This window comes from Pseudomonas sp. JV449 (genome assembly GCF_032424295.1).
Lineage (GTDB): Bacteria > Pseudomonadota > Gammaproteobacteria > Pseudomonadales > Pseudomonadaceae > Aquipseudomonas > Aquipseudomonas marginalis.
Window position 1 is genome coordinate 16,089 of the sequence record NZ_VYKD01000028.1, and the last position, 18,009, is coordinate 34,097.

Annotated in this window: 14 protein-coding genes and 2 pseudogenes; 7 read left to right on the top strand and 9 right to left on the bottom strand. The window is 57.3% G+C overall.

The genetic code is table 11. From position 1 onward, the window contains the following. Positions 1-8: 8 nt before the first annotated feature. The 5 genes and pseudogenes from F6S08_RS31550 to F6S08_RS24105 all read right to left on the bottom strand — a co-directional run. Positions 9-821 (bottom strand): annotated as a pseudogene (locus F6S08_RS31550) (cache domain-containing protein); the annotation flags it as partial. A 59-nt stretch (positions 822-880) separates the two neighbouring features. Beyond that, positions 881-2,125 carry an OprD family porin gene (locus F6S08_RS24090; protein WP_370671278.1) on the bottom strand — a complete coding sequence of 415 codons (1,245 nt, stop codon included), beginning with the start codon at positions 2,123-2,125 and terminating at the stop codon, positions 881-883. Positions 2,126-2,225: 100 nt separating this feature from the next. Then, positions 2,226-3,530: a CitMHS family transporter gene (locus F6S08_RS24095; protein WP_065927555.1), complete on the bottom strand. Its 1,305-nt coding sequence runs from the start codon at positions 3,528-3,530 to the stop codon at positions 2,226-2,228. A 133-nt stretch (positions 3,531-3,663) separates the two neighbouring features. After that, positions 3,664-4,977, bottom strand: coding sequence for a dicarboxylate/amino acid:cation symporter (locus tag F6S08_RS24100; protein WP_065927554.1), 1,314 nt, complete (start codon positions 4,975-4,977; stop codon positions 3,664-3,666). A 44-nt stretch (positions 4,978-5,021) separates the two neighbouring features. Then, complete coding sequence (locus F6S08_RS24105) at positions 5,022-6,104, bottom strand: 4-oxalomesaconate tautomerase (protein WP_137211940.1); 1,083 nt, start codon at positions 6,102-6,104, stop codon at positions 5,022-5,024. 165 nt (positions 6,105-6,269) lie between these two features. Here F6S08_RS24105 and F6S08_RS24110 point away from each other — a divergent pair, with 165 nt between their 5' ends. Next, the gene (locus F6S08_RS24110; protein WP_027605835.1) at positions 6,270-7,160 is read left to right on the top strand and encodes a LysR family transcriptional regulator; all 891 of its coding nucleotides are present in this window, start codon (positions 6,270-6,272) and stop codon (positions 7,158-7,160) included. A 21-nt stretch (positions 7,161-7,181) separates the two neighbouring features. Here F6S08_RS24110 and F6S08_RS24115 read toward each other — a convergent pair whose 3' ends face one another. Further along, on the bottom strand, positions 7,182-8,087 hold the full coding sequence (locus F6S08_RS24115) for a LysR family transcriptional regulator (RefSeq protein ID WP_027605836.1): 906 nt from the start codon (positions 8,085-8,087) through the stop codon (positions 7,182-7,184). Between the two features lie 97 nt (positions 8,088-8,184). On the opposite strand from F6S08_RS24115, the gene F6S08_RS24120 reads away from it, so the two are divergent. The 4 genes from F6S08_RS24120 (at position 8,185) to F6S08_RS24135 (ending at position 12,865) form a co-directional block, all read left to right on the top strand. Then, on the top strand, positions 8,185-8,973 hold the full coding sequence (locus tag F6S08_RS24120; RefSeq protein WP_065947009.1) for an SDR family NAD(P)-dependent oxidoreductase: 789 nt from the start codon (positions 8,185-8,187) through the stop codon (positions 8,971-8,973). 211 nt (positions 8,974-9,184) lie between these two features. Then, positions 9,185-10,585: an aspartate aminotransferase family protein gene (locus F6S08_RS24125; protein WP_315872420.1), complete on the top strand. Its 1,401-nt coding sequence runs from the start codon at positions 9,185-9,187 to the stop codon at positions 10,583-10,585. Between the two features lie 56 nt (positions 10,586-10,641). Then, a complete protein-coding gene (locus F6S08_RS24130) occupies positions 10,642-12,009 on the top strand; it encodes a glutamine synthetase family protein (RefSeq protein WP_315872421.1) in 1,368 nt (455 codons plus the stop codon). Positions 12,010-12,187: 178 nt separating this feature from the next. Then, entirely contained in the window at positions 12,188-12,865 is a 678-nt protein-coding gene (locus F6S08_RS24135) for a dTMP kinase (RefSeq protein ID WP_315872422.1), read from the top strand. Here the strand turns inward: F6S08_RS24135 and F6S08_RS24140 are convergent. Continuing rightward, positions 12,818-14,599, bottom strand: a complete 1,782-nt coding sequence (locus F6S08_RS24140; protein ID WP_315872423.1) for a GGDEF and EAL domain-containing protein — start codon at positions 14,597-14,599, stop codon at positions 12,818-12,820. The genes F6S08_RS24135 and F6S08_RS24140 overlap by 48 nt on opposite strands. 276 nt (positions 14,600-14,875) lie before the next feature. On the opposite strand from F6S08_RS24140, the gene solA reads away from it, so the two are divergent. Beyond that, positions 14,876-16,060 (top strand): N-methyl-L-tryptophan oxidase, encoded by a 1,185-nt coding sequence (solA, locus tag F6S08_RS24145; RefSeq protein ID WP_065927548.1) that lies wholly within the window; start codon positions 14,876-14,878, stop codon positions 16,058-16,060. Positions 16,061-16,319: 259 nt separating this feature from the next. On the opposite strand, the gene F6S08_RS24150 is transcribed toward solA, so the two are convergent. Then, complete coding sequence (locus F6S08_RS24150; RefSeq protein ID WP_065927547.1) at positions 16,320-17,069, bottom strand: SDR family NAD(P)-dependent oxidoreductase; 750 nt, start codon at positions 17,067-17,069, stop codon at positions 16,320-16,322. A gap of 99 nt (positions 17,070-17,168) precedes the next feature. Here F6S08_RS24150 and F6S08_RS24155 point away from each other — a divergent pair, with 99 nt between their 5' ends. Beyond that, entirely contained in the window at positions 17,169-17,528 is a 360-nt protein-coding gene (locus tag F6S08_RS24155) for a winged helix-turn-helix transcriptional regulator (protein ID WP_027605843.1), read from the top strand. Between the two features lie 97 nt (positions 17,529-17,625). Here the strand turns inward: F6S08_RS24155 and F6S08_RS24160 are convergent. Further along, positions 17,626-18,009, bottom strand: a pseudogene (locus F6S08_RS24160) (response regulator); the annotation flags it as partial.

Below are 18,009 nucleotides of genomic sequence, written 5' to 3' on the forward strand. Positions count from 1 at the left end.
ATCTTATCGGCGAAGGCATTGAACGACACGGCCACCTGGCCGAACTCGTCGCGGCTGATGGGTAAGCGCCGTGTCAGATCGCCTTCGCCCGCGGCGATCTCATCGAGGTGCTCGCGAATCCGCGAGAGGGGACGCAGGCTGCTTTTAACCATTAACACTGCGAGCACACCGGTGATCCCGAGCGCAATCAAGGCAATGACGGTTATCCCGTAGACCAGGCTGCGCACACGCTGATGGATTTCCCCTCGTACTTGGGCAACCTGGCTTTCGATTCGGTCGAGATTGATCGCGGTGACCACGACCATGTCCCAAGCTGGCAGGTAAAAGCTGTAAGCCAGCTTGGGAGCGACTTTATCCGTATTGATCAGGGCCCCCGAATAGTTGACGAAGTGGCTGTCGTTCTTCGCTGCGGCAACCATTTCCCGATTCAGGTAAATCCCGTTCTTGTCTTTGCGGTCACTCATGTTGGTGCCGACGCCTTCACTGCTGTCACCACGAAACAGGCGCACGACCTGACTGTCGTAACCGATAAAATAGCCGTCGTCCCCATACTTCATTTTCGACAGTCGCGCGATCGCCAGCGCACGCGTTGCGGTGTCCCCCGTCTCGGCCTGCGCATACAGCTCCGCTACCGAGGTTCGGGCAAGGTTGGCGTAGTCTTTCAAGCGTTCCCGGCTTTCATCCAGCAGGCGTTTCCGGGTCGCCGTGACTTCCTGCTCGGCGCTCGACAGCAAGGTGGTGCTCGTTGTCAGCGCCAGCACCGTGGACAACAGCACCACCGGAGTCAGCACCAGCATCAGTACTTTGTTTTTAAACAGCATGCGTGGGGTTCCTCACCTGAATCTGTAGGAAAGCGGCCGCAAGGGCCGCGATCGTCGACTTACCAAAGGGCAATGTCATAGGTGAGGTAGAGGCGATTACTGTCGCGGCCGCGGGAGAACTCAGAGCGGTAGACATAGTTGCGCATGCGTACGCCCAGGCCCTTGAACGTGCCGGCTTGCACAACGTAAGCCAGCTCGGTATCCCGCTCCCATTCCTTGACTGTGGTGGTGGACTTGCCGTCATTGCCGCTCAGGTAGCGCGTTGAGAAGGTCAGGCCGGGCACGCCGACGGCGGCGAAGTTGTAGCCATAGTTGAGCATCCAGGTCTTCTCGTCCTCCTCAATGAATTTGCCGATGCCGGCATTACTGAACGAGTAGACGGTCGCGCCGCTGATGTAGGGTAATCCGGCATCACCGCGAAGGGCCTGGTAGCCGCCACCGAGGGTATGGCCTGAGATCACGTAGGACAACTGGCCGCTGAACATGTCATTGTCGATTTTGCCTGCGTAGGCCGAGCCGCTATCAACGCTGTTGAAGTAGCGCAGGTCGCTGGTCAGCACGCCGCCGGCCAGCGGCAGGTCGTGCTGGATGCCGGCGAAGTTTTGCCGGTAGAAGTGCTCGAGTTCCCCGTAGAAATAACTCAAGCGCAGGTTTTTGCCCCATTTGTACTCAGCCCCGGCGTAGTTGAAATCTCCGGATTTTTCCCCGCTGTAGCCATCAGGCACGATCGGCACGCTGTTGGTGGAGTCGCGCAGTTTGAAACGGTCCAGATGCCCGCCGGTCACGGTCAGGTTCTCGATGTCGCTGCTGCTGACCTGGGTGCCCTGGTAGGTCTGGGGCAACAAGCGCGCATCGTTGTAAATCAACACCGGCGTCTTGGGCAGCAAGGTGCCGTACTTGACCGTGGTTTTGGCGAACCTGGCTTTTGCCGTAGCGCCGGCGCTGGCAAACTCGCCGGCCGCCCGCCCGTCATCATGCACCGGCATGAGCCCGGTGCCACTGCGCCCGCGCCCTGAATCGAGCTTTACCCCATAGAGCCCCAGGGCGTCCACGCCGAAGCCGAGGGGGCCCGCAGTAAATCCGGACTGATAGTCCAGCAGAAATCCCTGGGCCCACTCGGTGCGTTCGCTTTTTGCCGTTCTGGCGGCCCGCGCACTCAAGCCGTGCTCGTCGCGAAAGTTCTCGTTGAAATACACATTGCGCAGTTGCAGCTTGAGCTTGCTGTCATCAATAAAACCTTCGGCGTTGGCCGCCGCGACGGGTACCAGGCCTAACGCGCAAAACAAAGCTCGACGGGTATACATAGGGTTCATGGCAAATGACTCGTTGTTGTTATTTGGGGTACAGGTCGGCACGCGCCTCGTGAGTGACGCGCGCTGGAAGGCAGCAGGGGTTATGGGTGGATCAGGTGAACAGGCTGATGGCCCCGGTCAACAAGGCCAGGGCGGTAACGACCAGGGAAGTCAGCACGGCCCATTTGACGGTGGCCTTCTGGAAGTCGCCGATATCGCGATCGACCATGCCCACCAGCAACAGGGTCGAGGCCACCAGCGGACTCATGAGGTGAACAGGCTGGCCCAGGATCGAGGCGCGGGCGATTTCGACCGGGTCGATGCCATAAGCGGCGGCGGCATTGGCCAGGATCGGCACCACGCCAAAATAGTAGGCGTCATTGGACAGTACAAAGGTCAGCGGCATGCTGGTGATCGCAACCACCAACGGAAACAGGTGGCCCCAGGATGGCGGGATCCAGTCGACAAGGGTCTGTGCCAGGGCATCCACCATCTTTGTACCGGAAAAGATCCCGGCAAAGATCCCGGCGGCAAATACCAGCAACACCACGGTCATGGCGTTGCCCGAGTGCGCCAGGATGCGTTCTTTCTGAATGTCCAATTGCGGGTAGTTGATCATCAGCGCGAGCACGAAGCCGATCAGGAACAGGATCGCGGAATGCATCAGCCCCATCACCAGTGCCACCATCACCGCGATCACCAGCACCAGATTGACATAGGCCAGCTTCGGACGTTTGTGGGGCGTGTCCTCGAGAATCGCATCGATGTAGCAATCGCCGCCGCCGCTTTGCAGTTGCACGTTGCCGATACGCTTGCGCTCTGCGCGACCCAGTATGAAGGCCGTGAAGATCACCCACAGGGCACCGCCGATCATGGTCGGCAGCAACGGCACGAAGTACTCGCCGGCATCCAGGCCCAGCGCGGCAATAGCCCGTGTCGCAGGGCCTCCCCAGGGCGTCATGCCACTCATGATGCTCAGCGACAGCATGGAGAGGGTTGCCAGGATCATCGGGTTCATGCCGATGCGTTTATACAGCGGCAGCATTGCGGCGCAGGTGATCATGTAGGTCGTTGTGCCGTCGCCGTCGAGCGCTACCAGCAACGACAGCAGGGCCGTGCCTACGGCGATCTTCATCGGGTCGCCATTGACCCTCTTCAGGATTTTGCGGATCAGCGGGTCGAACAGGCCTGCGTCGATCATCAGGCCGAAGAACAGGATCGCAAACAGCAGCAACGCGGCAGACGGGGCGACCATTTTCAGGCCGTCGAGCATCATCTTGCCGGTGGTGCCGCCAAAGCCGCCGATCACCGCGAAGACGATGGGAACCACGGTGAGCGCGACGATGGGCGACAAACGCTTTGTCATGATGAGATAGGTGAATACGACCACCATGGCCAAGCCAAGGAAAGCGAGCATAGGACGATTCTCTTGTTGTTATCGTAAAAATGGCTGACGCCGAGGCGCACGCGCCCTGACCCGCCGGGCGGCACAACGCGCCTGGCGGGGAGGGGGGCAGTCAAGTCAGGGGGGAAGCGTTATCCGGTTGTCTCTAGACGCGTTTGGCGTCCTTCAGGTCGTCCCAGGCTTTTCCCGGTGCGGCAGAAGATTTTGCGTCGAGCATCCGGTTCAGCGTTTCGCGGTGGCAGGCATTTTCAGACATCGAAATCACCACCGTCGCTACCGCGTTACTGGCCAGGCTGGTCAGGGCGCGGGCTTCAGACATGAAGCGGTCAACACCGATCAGCAATGCCAGGCCGGCCAATGGGATGTCGTGAATGACCGTCAGGGTCGAGGCCAGTGCCACGAACCCGCTGCCGGTAACCCCGGCGGCGCCTTTGGAGGACAGCAGCATGATCGCCAGCATGGTGATGATCTGCGTCAGGCTCAGATCAATGTTGCAGGCCTGGGCAATGAAAATCGCCGCCAACGACAGGTAGATGGCCGTGCCGTCCAGGTTGAACGAGTAGCCGGTGGGCAGCACCAGGCCGACGACGCCTTTTTTGCAGCCCAGTGCCTCGAGTTTCTCCAGCATGCGCGGCATCACCGGTTCCGTGGAGGAGGTGCCGAGTACCACCAGGAACTCTTCCCGAAAGTAGCGCAGCAGCTTCCACAGGCTGAAACCGTTGGCGCGGCAAATGCTGCCCAGTACCACGAAGACGAAAAAGCCGCAGGCGATGTACAAGGTCATGATCAACTTCGCCAGCGAACCCAGCGAGGTGATGCCGTACTGGCCGACAGTGAACGCCAAGGCCCCGAAAGCGCCGACCGGTGCAAAACGCATCAGGTAGGAAAAGATCTTGAAGACCATTTGCGAGGCGGATTCGAGCACGTCGAGTACCGGTTTGCCACGCTCGCCCAGCGACGACAAGGCAAAGCCGGACAACACCGCGATAAACAGCACCGGCAACACTTCACCTTTACTGAAGGCGCCGATAAACGTCTCGGGAATGATGTGCATGAAAAACTCCACCACCCCAAGCTTTGCGGCCGACTCCGTGTACTGGGCCAATCCTTTGGTGCTCAGCTGGCTGGGATCGATGTTCATGCCGGCGCCCGGCTGGAACACGTACACCGCGACCAGGCCAATCACCAGGCTGATCACCGTGAGGACGAAGAACAACAGCATGGTTTTGCCCAGCAGGCGCCCGAGGGAGCGCTTGTCGCTCATCCCTGCGATGCCGGTGACGATGGTGCAGAACACCACGGGCGCAATCATCATCTTGATCAGTTTGATGAACGCGTCACCCAGGGGCTTGAGTGCAATGGCCTGCTGGGCCCAGAAATGCCCGACCACGATGCCGAGCGCCACGGCGCAGAGGATCTGGAAGTAGAGCGATTTAACAACTTTCATGGCATCACCCATTTTTAGAATTGTGCGGATGCAAAAATGCCAACGACTATCGGAATTTATCCGGCAAGGCGCTGCGAGTCAGTGGCGTAGACGTAGCCGGAGAAAAGCCTGCGGGCGGTGCGTACGACTGAAGCCTGAATTGTCTCACCGTTGACGCCGGTGTAGGACAATACGACATCAATCCCGCCGCTCGGGTGTTCGATACGCACCGCTTCTAGGCGCGGCGTACTGATCCCGCCGAGCATCTGCGCGACGATGCTGCCTTCGATCACACACGCAGTGGCCAAACCAATCGAGCCCGTAATGGCGAGCGCGCGGTGGCAGTTGTGCGGCATGAAGTAACGAACCTGGAGCGTGCCCCCCGCTTTCCCGGGCGAAACCAGTACCGGCTTGGGAATCACTTTGTCGCTGACATCGCCCAGGCCCATGGCCAGGCCGGCCTGCAGCCGCAGCGTCTCAAGGCGTCGCAGGAATTCCTTATCGGCGTCCAGTTCCGCCGGGCTCTCATCGCCACGCTTGCCCAGTTGGCTGGCTTCGACAAGCACCATGGGCATTGCCATGTCGATACAGGTCACCGCAATGCCATCGATCACGTCCTGCGTGTTACCGGTGGGAAAGAGCTTGCCTGTCTTGCTGCCGGCTGCGTCGAGGAACGTCAGTTGCACCGGTGCCGCCGTACCGGGCACGCCATCAATGGCGGTATCGCCCTCGTAACTGACTTTGCCATCCGGCGTGTACACGTCGGAGTGAATAAAGGTGCCGGTATTTAGGTTGCGAATGCGCACACGGGTGCGCTCCGGGGTGCCTTTGACCAGACCCTGCTCGACGGCGAACGGGCCCACCGCGCACAGCATGTTGCCGCAGTTGGGTGCGCTGTCGACCCTGCGTTGTGAAACCATCACTTGAACGAACAGGTAATCAACGTCCGCATCCGGGTGCAGCGAAGGGCTGACAATCGCAACCTTGCTGGTTTGCGGGCTGCCACCGCCGATGCCGTCGATCTCCAGTTCATGACCGGAGCCCATCAGGTTGAGCAGCAGTTCGTCGCGGGCTTCAACGGCGGCGGGCAAATCCCAGTCGAGAAAAACCGGACCTTTCGAGGTGCCGCCGCGCATCAGCACACAGGGAATTCTTTGCATGATACTGACTCTTGTTGATCAATCGGTGTAATTGATGTTCTTGGAGCAAGAGTCTCAAGCTTTAAAAAATGTTTCAAATGCAAAGATTGAAGAGATTATTGCGTTTTACGAATGATAAATTTACGCTGAGTTTCCTTTTGACGCCTTGTGCGGGTGAGATAAGACATGGAATATGAGCTGAATGACATTCGATCCTTCGTGAAAATCGCTGAACTTGGCAGTTTTCACGAAGCAGCCGATGCCTTGCACCTGTCTCAGCCGGCACTCAGTCGCCGAATTAAAAAACTGGAAGAGGGGTTGGGCACCTCGTTGCTGGATCGCACCACGCGTAAGGTCAGCCTCACGAGTGTCGGTCGTGACTTTCTGCCAAAGGCACGTCGGTTGCTGGATGACTTCGATGAGTCGATTCTCAATATCCGTGAGCTGGCCGAACGCCAGATTGGCCGGGTAACCCTGGCGTGTATCCCTACTGCGGCTTTCTATTTCTTGCCGTCAGTCATTCGTCTGTATAACGAGCGCTACCCAAAAATCCGCATCCGCCTGCTGGATTTGAGTGCCAATGAGGGGCTTGAAGCGGTGCTGCGGGGGGAGGCCGACTTCGGGATCAACATGATGAGTGGGCAGCATCCGGACATTGAGTTCGTGCCCTTGGTCAGCGAGCCCTTTGTATTGGCGTGCCGGCGTGATCACGAGTTGGCTGGACGCAGTTCGGTCACCTGGTCCGAATTGAGCGATTACCGCCTGATCGGGGTAGGGCGCCTGAGCGGCAACCGCATGCTGCTCGATCACGCGCTGTCTGGCCTGAGTTGGCGGCCGCAATGGTTCTACGAGGTCCAGCACCTCTCGACTTCGCTGGGCCTGGTGGAGGCCGGCCTGGGGGTTTCGGCGATGCCGAGCCTGGCCATGCCGGCTGAAGATCATCCAACCTTGGTCAGCGTCCCGTTGATCGAGCCGGTTGTGAACCGCTCCTTGGGCCTGGTTTACCGCCGGGGAGCATCGCTTTCGCCGGCGGCGGAAAAATTCGTCTCGATACTGCTTGAGCAGTGGCCTCAATGAGCCATACGGCTGGTTTTTTTCTCAAACACGCCGCGGCTCGTCCTCGACAATCTTGCGCATCAGGCTCAGGTAGCGACTCGCTGCCAGCCCCAGGGGACGGTTCTTTACCCAGATGATATCGACCCATAGCCGCATCTGACTCGGCATGTTGTCAAACACCACCTCCGTCAATGCGCCCGAACTGATCAGAGGTTGTACCAACGGCTGTGGAAGATAAGCCCAGCCCAATCCTTGCTGGACCAGATCCAGCGTTGCCAGGTAATTGTCGCTGTGCCAAATCCGCCGTGACAGCACAACACGTGGATCAGAGTCTGTAGGCCCTCCAGTAGCCACGATGATCTGCCGGACGTTGACCAGTTGCTCTTCACTCAAGGGGCTTTTCTTGCCGGCGGCCGCAGGATGATCCGGAGAGGCAACGGCTACCAACAATTGGCTCCCCGCTTCAAGAAACGTCTCCCGCTCGTCAAGCCCTGGTCGTTCAAATCCAAGGGCCAATTGCACACGCCCTTCATGGAGCATGCGCATCGCCTCCGGATGGGACGCGGAGCGAATCTCGATTTCAAGCGTGGGAAACTCCCTGGCGATAATGGACAGTGGACGATTCCATACGCCTGTCTGCAACTCCGGCGCCATCGCAAGGACCAAGCGCTCCTCCAACCCCTGATGAAGCTGGAGCGCATGGGCGTCCAGCAAGTTTAACTGGCTGGCGACCTGTCGAGCCTGGGGCTCCAGCGCTTTGGCGGCTGCCGTAGGAATGGCTTTGCGGGTTGATCGGTCAAAAAGCAATAAATCCAGCTCGGCTTCAAGCTGCGACACCGCCATGTTGATGGCCGAGGGTACCCGCCCCAATTTGCGTGCGGCGGCAGAGAAGGAGCCGCTGTCGACAACCGCAAGGAAAACTTTCAGTGACTCACTGGTGAACGCCATGGCAGTTGTCAGATTTTCTGATGATGATCGTCTTTATTTATCAGGTTTATTAGCCTAATTTCCACTTCTATTCCAAATTAAGTACGTGGGGAACACCATGTTAAATACTGATTTGAGGGGGCACGTGGCACTTGTCAGTGGTGCCGGCAGTGAAGCGGGTATTGGCATGGCGATCGCTCGCAGGCTAGGTGCAGCGGGTGCGAGATTGATCATCACCGCCAGTAGCCGCCGCATCGAGGAACGCGTTAAAGAGCTGCTCGCAGAAGGGTTTGAAGTTGAGGGCAGGGCAGTTGACCTCACCGATGAACGTCAGGTGCGTGAATTCGGCCTCTGGGCGGTGTCGGTCTGGGGACGGGTCGATATTCTGGTGAATAATGCCGGCATGGCCATGCAAGGCAGCCCTGAGGTTTTCTCCGAATTGGCGAGCATGGAACTGCATGAGTGGAATCTTTCACTGGCCAGAAACTTAACCACCGCTTTTCTTCTGACGCGGGCTGTTTTGCCCGGTATGAGGGCGCGAAATTACGGGCGCATTGTCAATATCAGTTCCACCACGGGCACCCGCGGGAGCAATCCGGGCGAAGCCGCTTATAGCGCTGCCAAAGCCGCGATGGTGGGCATGAACATGGGACTGGCACTTGAAGTCGCCAAGCACGGGATTACCGTCAACAGCGTGGCGCCCGGATGGATCACCACGGGCTCAACCACACCGGTTGAAGCAGAGGCGGGGCGCTTTACCCCGATCGGGCGGGCGGGCAGTCCCCACGAGGTGGCGGCGGCGGTTGCATTTCTGGCGTCTCCAGAATCCAGTTACATCACCGGTGAAGTTATCGTGGTCGATGGCGGTAATTGCCTGGTCGAGAATAAAGCCCCTCACTCCGGTTAATGACGTTTGAATGAATATCTGCGCGGTATATCAAGGCTATATGTCAGCCGGCAATGTAAATAGTTAAAGCCAACGCCCACGTTATAAGTTTGCGGAGCGATCTTCACCCAATATTCGGGAGCTGATGCTGCACCTGGAGAATGATGGAGTGTGGCTTATCTATACGGCGATGAAGTTTAACTAATGTGATACTTAATAAAGGGTTCTAATCATGTCGAACAGTGGAGTTTGTGAATCAGCGATTGCTGCCTTTACCGCAGCCGAGCGTGCCCGGTTTATAGAAAACAACCCAACGTCGATGGCGCTGGCCAAGCGTGCCAAGGCGGCGCTGTTCAACGGTGTGCCCATGCACTGGATGAGCGATTGGTCGATGCCTTCGCCGCTCTTTGTCCAGCGTGCCAAAGGTGCCCGCTTCACCGACGTCGACGGTCATGACTACATAGACTTTTGCCTCGGCGACACCGGCACGATGTTTGGCCATTCACCTGATCCTATCGCCCGCGCCATAGCCGAGCAGGCGAACAATGGCTTGACCACGATGCTGCCCGGCGAAGATGCGGTGGTCTGCGCAGAGTTGCTGGCCCAGCGGTTTGAGCTGCCTTATTGGCAAGTTACCGCCAACGCTACCGACGCCAATCGTTATGTGCTGCGCTGGGCGCGCGCTATCACCCAGCGCAATGTTCTACTGGTGTTCGACGGCTGTTATCACGGCACCGTGGATGACGTGATGGTCCGGTACCGAGAGGGCAAGACCGTGCACCGTTCGGGCCTGGTGGGGCAAGCCTACGACTTGACCCAATACAGTCGATCCATTCCCTTCAACGATGTTGCTGCACTGGAGGCTGCTTTAGCTCAGGGCGACGTGTGCGCGCTGATGTGCGAGCCGGCGATGACCAATATAGGCATGGTCCTGCCCGATCCGGGGTTCATGCAACAGTGCCGCGAGCTGACGCGAAAATACGGCAGCCTGTTGGTCATTGATGAGACCCACACTATTTCTACCGGCATCGGTGGATGCACGCGCCAATGGGATTTGAAGCCCGACTTTTTCGTAGTGGGGAAACCCATCGCCGGTGGCGTGCCTTGCGCAGTCTTTGGCATGACCGAGCACGTTGCGTTGGCCATGCACGATGCGCAGAAAAGCATCAGCGAAGAGAGCGGCGGGCATGGCCACAGTGGCATGGGCACCACCTTGTCCGCCAACGCACTGGCGATGCGCTGCATGCGCGTCAGTCTCGAAGAGGTCATGACCGAGTCTGCGTACCAGCACATGTTGCCCCTGGCCTCAAGACTGGCCCAGGGATTTCGAGCGTTGTTCAAGCGGCACCAATTGAACTGGTCGGTAACCGAGTTGGGGGCTCGTTGTGAATTTCAATTCTGTGCCACACCGCCAAGAACAGGTGCGCAAGCCGAGGCGGCTTTTCATGACAGCCTTCAAATGGCGCTGCACCTCTATCTGATCAATCGCGGGATCCTGATCACGCCTTTTCACAACATGACCCTGTGCTGTCCGCAAACAAGTGAAGGGGATGTCGACAGGCTGATCGGTGAGTTGGATAACGCGCTGACCACGCTGCTTGCCCTATCTGGAGCGCGGGTTATCTCTTCATAAGTTCCATTGTTCTTGAATACTGTCCAGTCGCTTGAATAAGCGCCGAGAGGTTTGATATGCAATTTGCTGATAAAAAAGAGGCCGAAATTTATCTGGCCGCCCACCCTGAAGTGCTGAGCATCGAGTTGTTCCTTATTGATGCGAATGGTGTTCCGCGAGGAAAGCTGCTGCATCGCGACGAACTGCTTGCGATCTACGCAAACGGTCGGCCGCTGCCAAGCTCCATTCTCGCCTTGACCGTGCAGGGTGAAGACGTCGAAGACACAGGCCTGGTCTGGGATGTCGCCGATGCCGATTGTTGGACATACCCCTTGGCGGGAAGCCTGACCTTGCAACCCTGGCGCACCAACCCCACCGGTCAGGTGCAGGTGAGCATGCACCCGACCCAAGGTATTCCCGCCGCACCGGCCGACCCGCGACACGTACTGGTGCATGTCATTGACCGACTCAAAGCCGATGGTTTCCACCCGGTAATGGCCGTTGAACTGGAGTTTTACTTGCTGGACCAGCAACGCGATGCCAACGGTCGGCCGCAGCCAGCGCTGCAGACCAACGGCGTCCGTCCCCAGGCACCGCAGGTGTATGGCCTATACGAGTTAGAACAGCTGCAACCTTTTCTTGATGACCTCTACGCTGCGTGCGCGCTACAAGGCCTGCCCGTACGAACAGCCATCTCCGAGTACGCTCCAGGCCAAGTCGAGTTGACCCTGGAACATCGTTTCGACGCACTCCAGGCTATTGATGAAGGCGTACGCTACAAACGCCTGGTCAAAGGTGTCGCCAACAAACATGGGCTACAAGCGTGCTTCATGGCCAAGCCGTTCAGTGACCAGGCCGGGAGTGGCATGCATTTGCACGTCAGCCTGGCCGACGAGGAGGGTAACAACCTGTATGCGAGCGAAGACCCACAGGGTACGCCACTGTTGCGTCACTCAATTGGCGGGATGATGGCGACCTTGTTTGACTCACTGGCGATATTTTGCCCCCATGCCAATTCATATCGCCGGTTCCAGACCGGCAGTTACGCGCCGTTGGCCAAAAGTTGGGGCGTCAACAATCGTACGGTGTCGTTCCGCGTGCCCGGCGGCCCTGCACTAAGTCGACATATCGAACACCGCATTTGCGGGGCCGACGCCAACCCGTATCTTGCCGCCGCCGCATTACTGGCGGGGATTCACCTCGGTATCACCCATCAAAGCGATCCTGGTGCCGCGATCGAGGGAAATGGGTATGAACAGGCAGCGGATTTCCTGCCCACCGACTGGCTGACCGCGTTGCAGGCCTTGCAGGATTCAACGTGGGCACGCGAGGCGCTGGGCGCCGAATTCCTAAAGGTGTATCTGGCGATCAAATGGCGCGAGTTCCGTCACTTCAACGCTGAGGTCGGGGAGCAGGACTGGCGCTGGTACCTCACTCACGCATGACTGATGGGCGATAACCGATGCTCATCAGCGGTTGTCAGCGTGGATTTGGGACCCGTGAGGCGAAACAAGGGTAGAGTGTTCATCACTTTCTGTTCATAAGGGCCTTCGCGTAGTCGCACTAAGCGGTTCCAGCGTCCGGACAGGGCAAAAAAACGTTATATCAATTGTTAAGTGAAGAATGAATCGTCCGCTGTTTGTTTCTCTGGATGGGCCCAAGGGCACCGGCAAAACCACGCTGTTGGAGGCCGTTACGAAAGCACTGAGGGCAGACAACAAAAAGGTGATCCGGCTTTGCGAGAGAAAAAGTGATCCCTACCGGGAGGGAACAATGGCGCTTGTTAACCAGCTCGTCAGAAGTCCCTCCCGGGAGCTGGAGTTGCGGGTGTGTGAACGCTTTGCTGACAGCCGTGCCTGGATTTCCCGGCAGGTGCTGGCTAAACAGCCACCAGGCAGCATCATCCTGATCGATCGCTGGTACCCGTCGGATGCCGCGTTTCGCCGGATAATTCCGTTTGCAGAGATCCTGCAATTGAACATTGATCGAAACGTGCGAGTGCCAGACCTGCATGTCGGGATTGTCACCGCCCCTGAGATTTCATGGGCGAGGGCAGCTGCGCGACGGCGTGGGCTGAGCAGCACGGTGATCCATAAGCTGGAAGAACATAGCGCGTGTACCCAGGCATTCGAGCGAGCGATTGCAGATCAGGGTTGGGTTGTATGCCGTAATGAAGGCACGATCGAAGACGCAACGATGCAGGTGGTGTCCGCGATCTATAGAGTCCTTGCTTGCGCGTCCCCGGCAGTCATTCTACCGGCCCCGACCTCCATCGACTCCTTGTGCTATCCAGGCTTCTAATGCCTCGGCGCTCATAGGCTTGGCTATCAAATAACCCTGTGCTTCGGAACATCCCCACTGTATTAACAGGTCCAGGATTTCTTGATTTTCTACGCCTTCTGCAACCACCTGGTAGCCGAGCCCCTTAGCCAGTCCGATCAGGGTTTTAACCAGTTGCTTGTCATTTTGATTGCTGCCCAGCCCGCTGATCAGAGATTGGTCAAGCTTGACGGTATTAGCCGGGAGCTCCTTCAAATAAGCCCAGTTGCTGTAGCCGGTGCCAAAGTCATCAACAGCAACCTCTACGCCAAACTTACGGACACGCTCCAGTTGCCGGATGACTTCTTCAGGGTTGGTCATGAGCATGCTTTCGGTAAACTCAAGTTCAAAGCCAGCGGGGTCCAGGCCGTGCTGTTGAATCTCATGGATCATCGCGTCGACGAATTCGGCGCTTTCAAGATCGCTGACGGTAATGTTCATCGCTATCCGCAGGCGCACACCTTGCGCTTTCCAAATAACCGCTTGCCGGATGATTGCGTTGAGCACCCACAATCCAACAGAGGGTATGAGTGCGGTTTTTTCAGCCAAGGGTATGAATTCAGCAGGGCTGATGGGCCCCAGTAAAGGATGTGTCCAACGCAATAGTGCTTCTACTGAATGACACCATCCTGAGGGCAGTTTGATTTTTGGCTGGTACACCAGGCTGAACTGTTTGTCGGCGCTGACCGCCTCCGGCAACGAACTCAACAACATGAACGCGCGTTGTTGAGCCGCATCAAAATGGGGTTCATAGCGCGACCATCCCAGCCTGCGGTCACGCGCCTCATCCGCAGCGCTGACCACCAGGCGAAGCCAGTCTTGCTGGAGACCTGAGCTATGAATAGGCAGGACGCCAATCCCGACTTGCATGAGTATGGGGATGGCGTGGCATTCGACAGGCTTTTTGAAGTCCTTGAGGATGTTTTCACAAATGTGCTCGGCCGTTTGATCCTCCTCAAGGAGAAAACCAAACCGCGTCGGGCTAATTTTATAAAGTAGACACTGTGGCGGTAATAGCTTTTGTAGGCGCGCTTTGATTGCCAGGACCAAGTCCGTGGCAAAGCTGTAACCCAGCGCCTTCACGATATCGTTGAGGAACTTTGGCGAGATGATGTCAACCGCATACGCTTGGCACGCGCTGTGGGTCTTGAGCGCTTGGCGTATATCCTCCTCAAACCGGAGTCGATTAAATAACCCTGTGGGTTGGTCGACGAAGTTTCGAGCGCGCATGCTGTGGATGCGCATCATCACCAGTTCAGCAAAACCGCTGAGCATCGCACTATCACGCTCACTCATAGCGGCGCGTGAGACTGTATCAATGATGCACAGGCTTCCCAGCGTAAAACCCTCTTCGGTAATCAGTGGGGTGCCTGTGTAATAACGAATATACGGAGGCCCCGTTACCAGGGAATTGTCTTTAAAACGGGGATCAAGCGTCGCGTCCAATACCTCCAGCGGGGCGTTATCCAGCGTCGAGTAAGCGCAGAAGGACACTTCTCGTGGTGTCTGCGTCTCTTTAAGCCCTACGCGCGCCTTGAACCATTGCTGATGCTCATCGACGATCGAGATCAGCGCTATGGGTGCGTTGAAGTAAGCAGAAGCCATCTCGACGATTTTATCGAAGACAGTATCGTACTCGCTGTCAGCTGGACAAAATTTCGCGACCTCTTTAAGCCGTTCAATTTCATTCGGCGGAATAGGAGCGCCTGCGCCCATGACAATCCTCGGAGTGGCTGTGTTTATGTGCACGGTATCAGACAGTGCCATCATTATGATGTTGTTTTTTCTATTCCTCTGATAGCTCAGCGGTATGCAGGCAGGCGGCCTCTCCTGTGTTGCCGGGAGAGGCGCGTGTTTGGACTCAGCACTGCCTAGTATTGCAGCAGCAGAGCGGCCGGTGATGCTCGGTTGATAATATGCATATGCTCTTTTAGTCGTTGATTCTTAACCGGTTTCACTTTCAACTGGCTTCTTTTTGACAGGTGAGCGTTGATGTCCGAGCGGTGTGATGTAGTGGTATTGGGGTTGGGGGCCATGGGGGCCGCTACGGTGTATCAGTTGGCGAAGGCGGGTGCGAATGTTGTGGGTATCGACCGCCATCACCCACCTCACAACCTGGGCTCCAGCCATGGCGATACGCGTATTACCCGGCTTTCGGTGGGTGAGGGCGCGCAGTACGTTCCCATTGTGCGCAATTCCCACCGCATCTGGCGTGAGCTTGAGCAATTGTCAGGGGAGTCGCTGTTCGAACAGTCGGGTCTATTGGTTCTGACTTCGAGTCCCGAGTTTGACCCCAACGATAAAACCGACTTCACATTGCGCACCATCGGCCTAGCACAGGCCTATGGTATCGAGCACGACGTTTTATCCGCCGAACAGATTCGCCAGCGCTTTCCACAATTTGCCAACGTCCACGACACTGCCATCGGCTATTTCGAGCCAGGTGGAGGTTTTGTACGTCCTGAACGTTGCATTGATGTGCAGCTCAAGTTGGCCGAGCAACACGGAGCAATCCTCTACAAAGGCGAAACCGTCACAGGGATTAGCTCGAATGAGCAGGGAGTCCATGTCACTACGAATCTGCGCACGCTCTTTGCAAACAAGCTTGTGATTAGCGCCGGCAACTGGAGCGGCGGTTTGCTGGGCGAGCCGTTTGACAGCCTGCTCAGCGTCTACCGGCAGAAGCTGTTCTGGTTCGGGCTGGAGGAGGGCGCCGAGTGGGTGGATCACTCACCGACGTTTATCCTCACTCACGGCCGTGGCGACGACAAAATCAACTACGGCTTTCCCGCATTACACGGCGAGGGCAGCCTGAAAATCGCCACCGCGCAATACCACACTACTTCATTGCCGCAAACAATGGATCGTACGGTCTCGCCGGCGGAAGAGCGGGACATGTATGAGCACCAGGTGCGCGGCCGCATCGTCGGTGTTACCTCGAGCGTGGTCAAGTCTGCTGTCTGCGCCTACACCGTGACGCCGGATCGCCATTTCATTATCGATGAGCATCCGTCGTGGCAGCACACCTTGGTGGTGTCCGCCTGTTCCGGTCACGGCTTCAAACATTCCGCCGCGTTGGGCGAGGCGTTTGCACAGTGGTGCATACGCGGTTCGACCGACTTGGATCTCTCGTCTTTCTCCCTTAAACGCTTCGAGCGCTATCATGGCGATACCTGAGTTACATCCAGTGGCTGCATGAAATTAAGGGTGAAGTCCGCGACGTGAAGCCGGATTCACGGTGCCGAGTACGTAAGCGTTCCGGGAACACACCCATGAATCTTGATTCACTGAGAAGTATGTTCATAAGTAGGCGACGAGAGCTGGAAGTGGCTGAGCCTGACATATGATTTAACATAATATACATTATGCGTAATACAATGTTACGTAATGAGGGGCAGTGCCCGTCAGATTCCAACAGGCAAAGCCCCTCTCTGGTTCAAACCTGAGCGAACCCTCCATCCACGAACATTTCGCTGCCGGTCATGAAACTGCTGTCGTCCGACGCCAGGAACAATGCCGCCGCCGCAACTTCTTCCGGTTGGCCGATACGGCCCAGTGGCAACTGCGCCGTCATGTCGTCAATGATTGCATCCTTCTGGCCGGTACTTGAAAGCGCCAGGTCCAGGCCCGGTGTCGAGATTGGTCCCGGTGAAAGTACGTTGACGCGAATACCGCTGCCTTTCAAATCCAGCGCCCAGCTCCTGGCGAAATTACGCAATGCGGCTTTCGTGGCGCTGTACACGCTGAATGCCGGTGTGCCCATGGTGCCGGTGGTCGAACCTGTGAGGATCACCGAACCGCCGGCGTGCATCAGTGGCAGCGCTGTTTGCACGGTGAACAGTGTGCCTTTGACGTTGATGCCGAACGTGCGATCGAACGACTCTTCGGTGATCGACCCGAGCGGCTGGAAATCCCCCAGGCCTGCATTGGCGAACAGCACGTCAACGCGACCTTTGACGCTTTTGATGTGGGTGAAAATGCGCTCCAGGTCGTCCAGCCTCGAGATATCCCCTTGAATGGCGATCGCTGTAGGCCCGATCAGGCCCAGCGCCTTGTCCAGTTCTTCCTGCCTGCGTCCCACAATCACCACCTGTGCACCTTCCGCTGCAAAGCGAATGGCGGTTGCCAGGCCAATACCACTGTTGCCACCGGTGATCACTGCAATTTTCCCGTCGAGCCTGCTCATGGTTAACTCCGAAGAATGTTGAGGCCCAACTCTAGATCCAGACTATTCTTTTGAATAGTATGCACCTTTTAGTAAGTACCCCTTTGGAGCACCCATCACATGGCGAACAACACCTTCAATTGCGGGCTCGAGGCTGCCCTGGCGGTGATTGGCGGCAAATGGAAACCGCTGGTCCTGTATAACCTGGCGCGACATGTTCATCGGTATGGCGAGTTAAGGCGTGCGATTGGCGGCGTGACCGACAAGGTGTTGATCCAGCAACTCAAGGAATTGGAACGCGACGAAATCATCGCGCGGATCGACTTCCAGGAGATCCCGCCCAAGGTCGAGTATTCCCTGACACCCTTCGGGCAGTCACTGGCCACTGCGCTGGGCGCGTTGTGCGTGTGGGGCACCGAACATATGGACACCGTCGAACGCATCAGCGAACGGCGTATCAGCGCCCTCGCCCAGGCCTGAGCCCTGCCCCGATAGCCAACTCAACTAAATGACTATTTAGTTGAGTTATAGGCTTGGCGACGAATTCGCCGGGTTACGCTCAACGAGCACTCTTCATTTCCAGAGCCTGATCGAGAGTGAGCTTGAGCTCTTCATCATTCCAGGGCTTGCTGATGTAACGGAACACATACCCATCGTTGATTGCCTGCGTGATCATGCTCATATCGGCGTAGCCGGTCAGCAGGATATTCACGCAGTGCGGATCGCGCCTATGCACCTCGCGCAGCAAGGTCGGCCCGTCCATGAACGGCATGCGCGCGTCGCAGACGATCAGGTCGACCGCGTGTTGTTCGAAAAGGCTCAGCGCCTGGGCCCCGCTCGTGGCCAGCAGCAAGTCGTAAGGCTTTGCGCGCAGCAGGCGCCGAAGGCTGTTGAGGATACTTTCCTCATCATCCACCAGCATGACGGTGTGTCGTTTTTCGCAGGAAGGCAACGTATCCAT

Bases quoted from the DNA above. Each gene is read 5' to 3' on its own strand.
- solA (WP_065927548.1), top strand. From the start codon at position 14,876: ATGTCCGAGCGGTGTGATGTAGTGGTATTGGGGTTGGGGGCCATGGGG.
- F6S08_RS24110 (WP_027605835.1), top strand. From the start codon at position 6,270: ATGGAATATGAGCTGAATGACATTCGATCCTTCGTGAAAATCGCTGAA.
- F6S08_RS24130 (WP_315872421.1), top strand. From the start codon at position 10,642: ATGCAATTTGCTGATAAAAAAGAGGCCGAAATTTATCTGGCCGCCCAC.
- F6S08_RS24100 (WP_065927554.1), bottom strand. From the start codon at position 4,977: ATGGGTGATGCCATGAAAGTTGTTAAATCGCTCTACTTCCAGATCCTC.
- F6S08_RS24095 (WP_065927555.1), bottom strand. From the start codon at position 3,530: ATGCTCGCTTTCCTTGGCTTGGCCATGGTGGTCGTATTCACCTATCTC.
- F6S08_RS24150 (WP_065927547.1), bottom strand. From the start codon at position 17,069: ATGAGCAGGCTCGACGGGAAAATTGCAGTGATCACCGGTGGCAACAGT.
- F6S08_RS24090 (WP_370671278.1), bottom strand. From the start codon at position 2,125: ATGTATACCCGTCGAGCTTTGTTTTGCGCGTTAGGCCTGGTACCCGTC.
- F6S08_RS24125 (WP_315872420.1), top strand. From the start codon at position 9,185: ATGTCGAACAGTGGAGTTTGTGAATCAGCGATTGCTGCCTTTACCGCA.
- F6S08_RS24115 (WP_027605836.1), bottom strand. From the start codon at position 8,087: ATGGCGTTCACCAGTGAGTCACTGAAAGTTTTCCTTGCGGTTGTCGAC.
- F6S08_RS24140 (WP_315872423.1), bottom strand. From the start codon at position 14,599: ATGGGCGCAGGCGCTCCTATTCCGCCGAATGAAATTGAACGGCTTAAA.
- F6S08_RS24135 (WP_315872422.1), top strand. From the start codon at position 12,188: ATGAATCGTCCGCTGTTTGTTTCTCTGGATGGGCCCAAGGGCACCGGC.
- F6S08_RS24120 (WP_065947009.1), top strand. From the start codon at position 8,185: ATGTTAAATACTGATTTGAGGGGGCACGTGGCACTTGTCAGTGGTGCC.
- F6S08_RS24105 (WP_137211940.1), bottom strand. From the start codon at position 6,104: ATGCAAAGAATTCCCTGTGTGCTGATGCGCGGCGGCACCTCGAAAGGT.
- F6S08_RS24155 (WP_027605843.1), top strand. From the start codon at position 17,169: ATGGCGAACAACACCTTCAATTGCGGGCTCGAGGCTGCCCTGGCGGTG.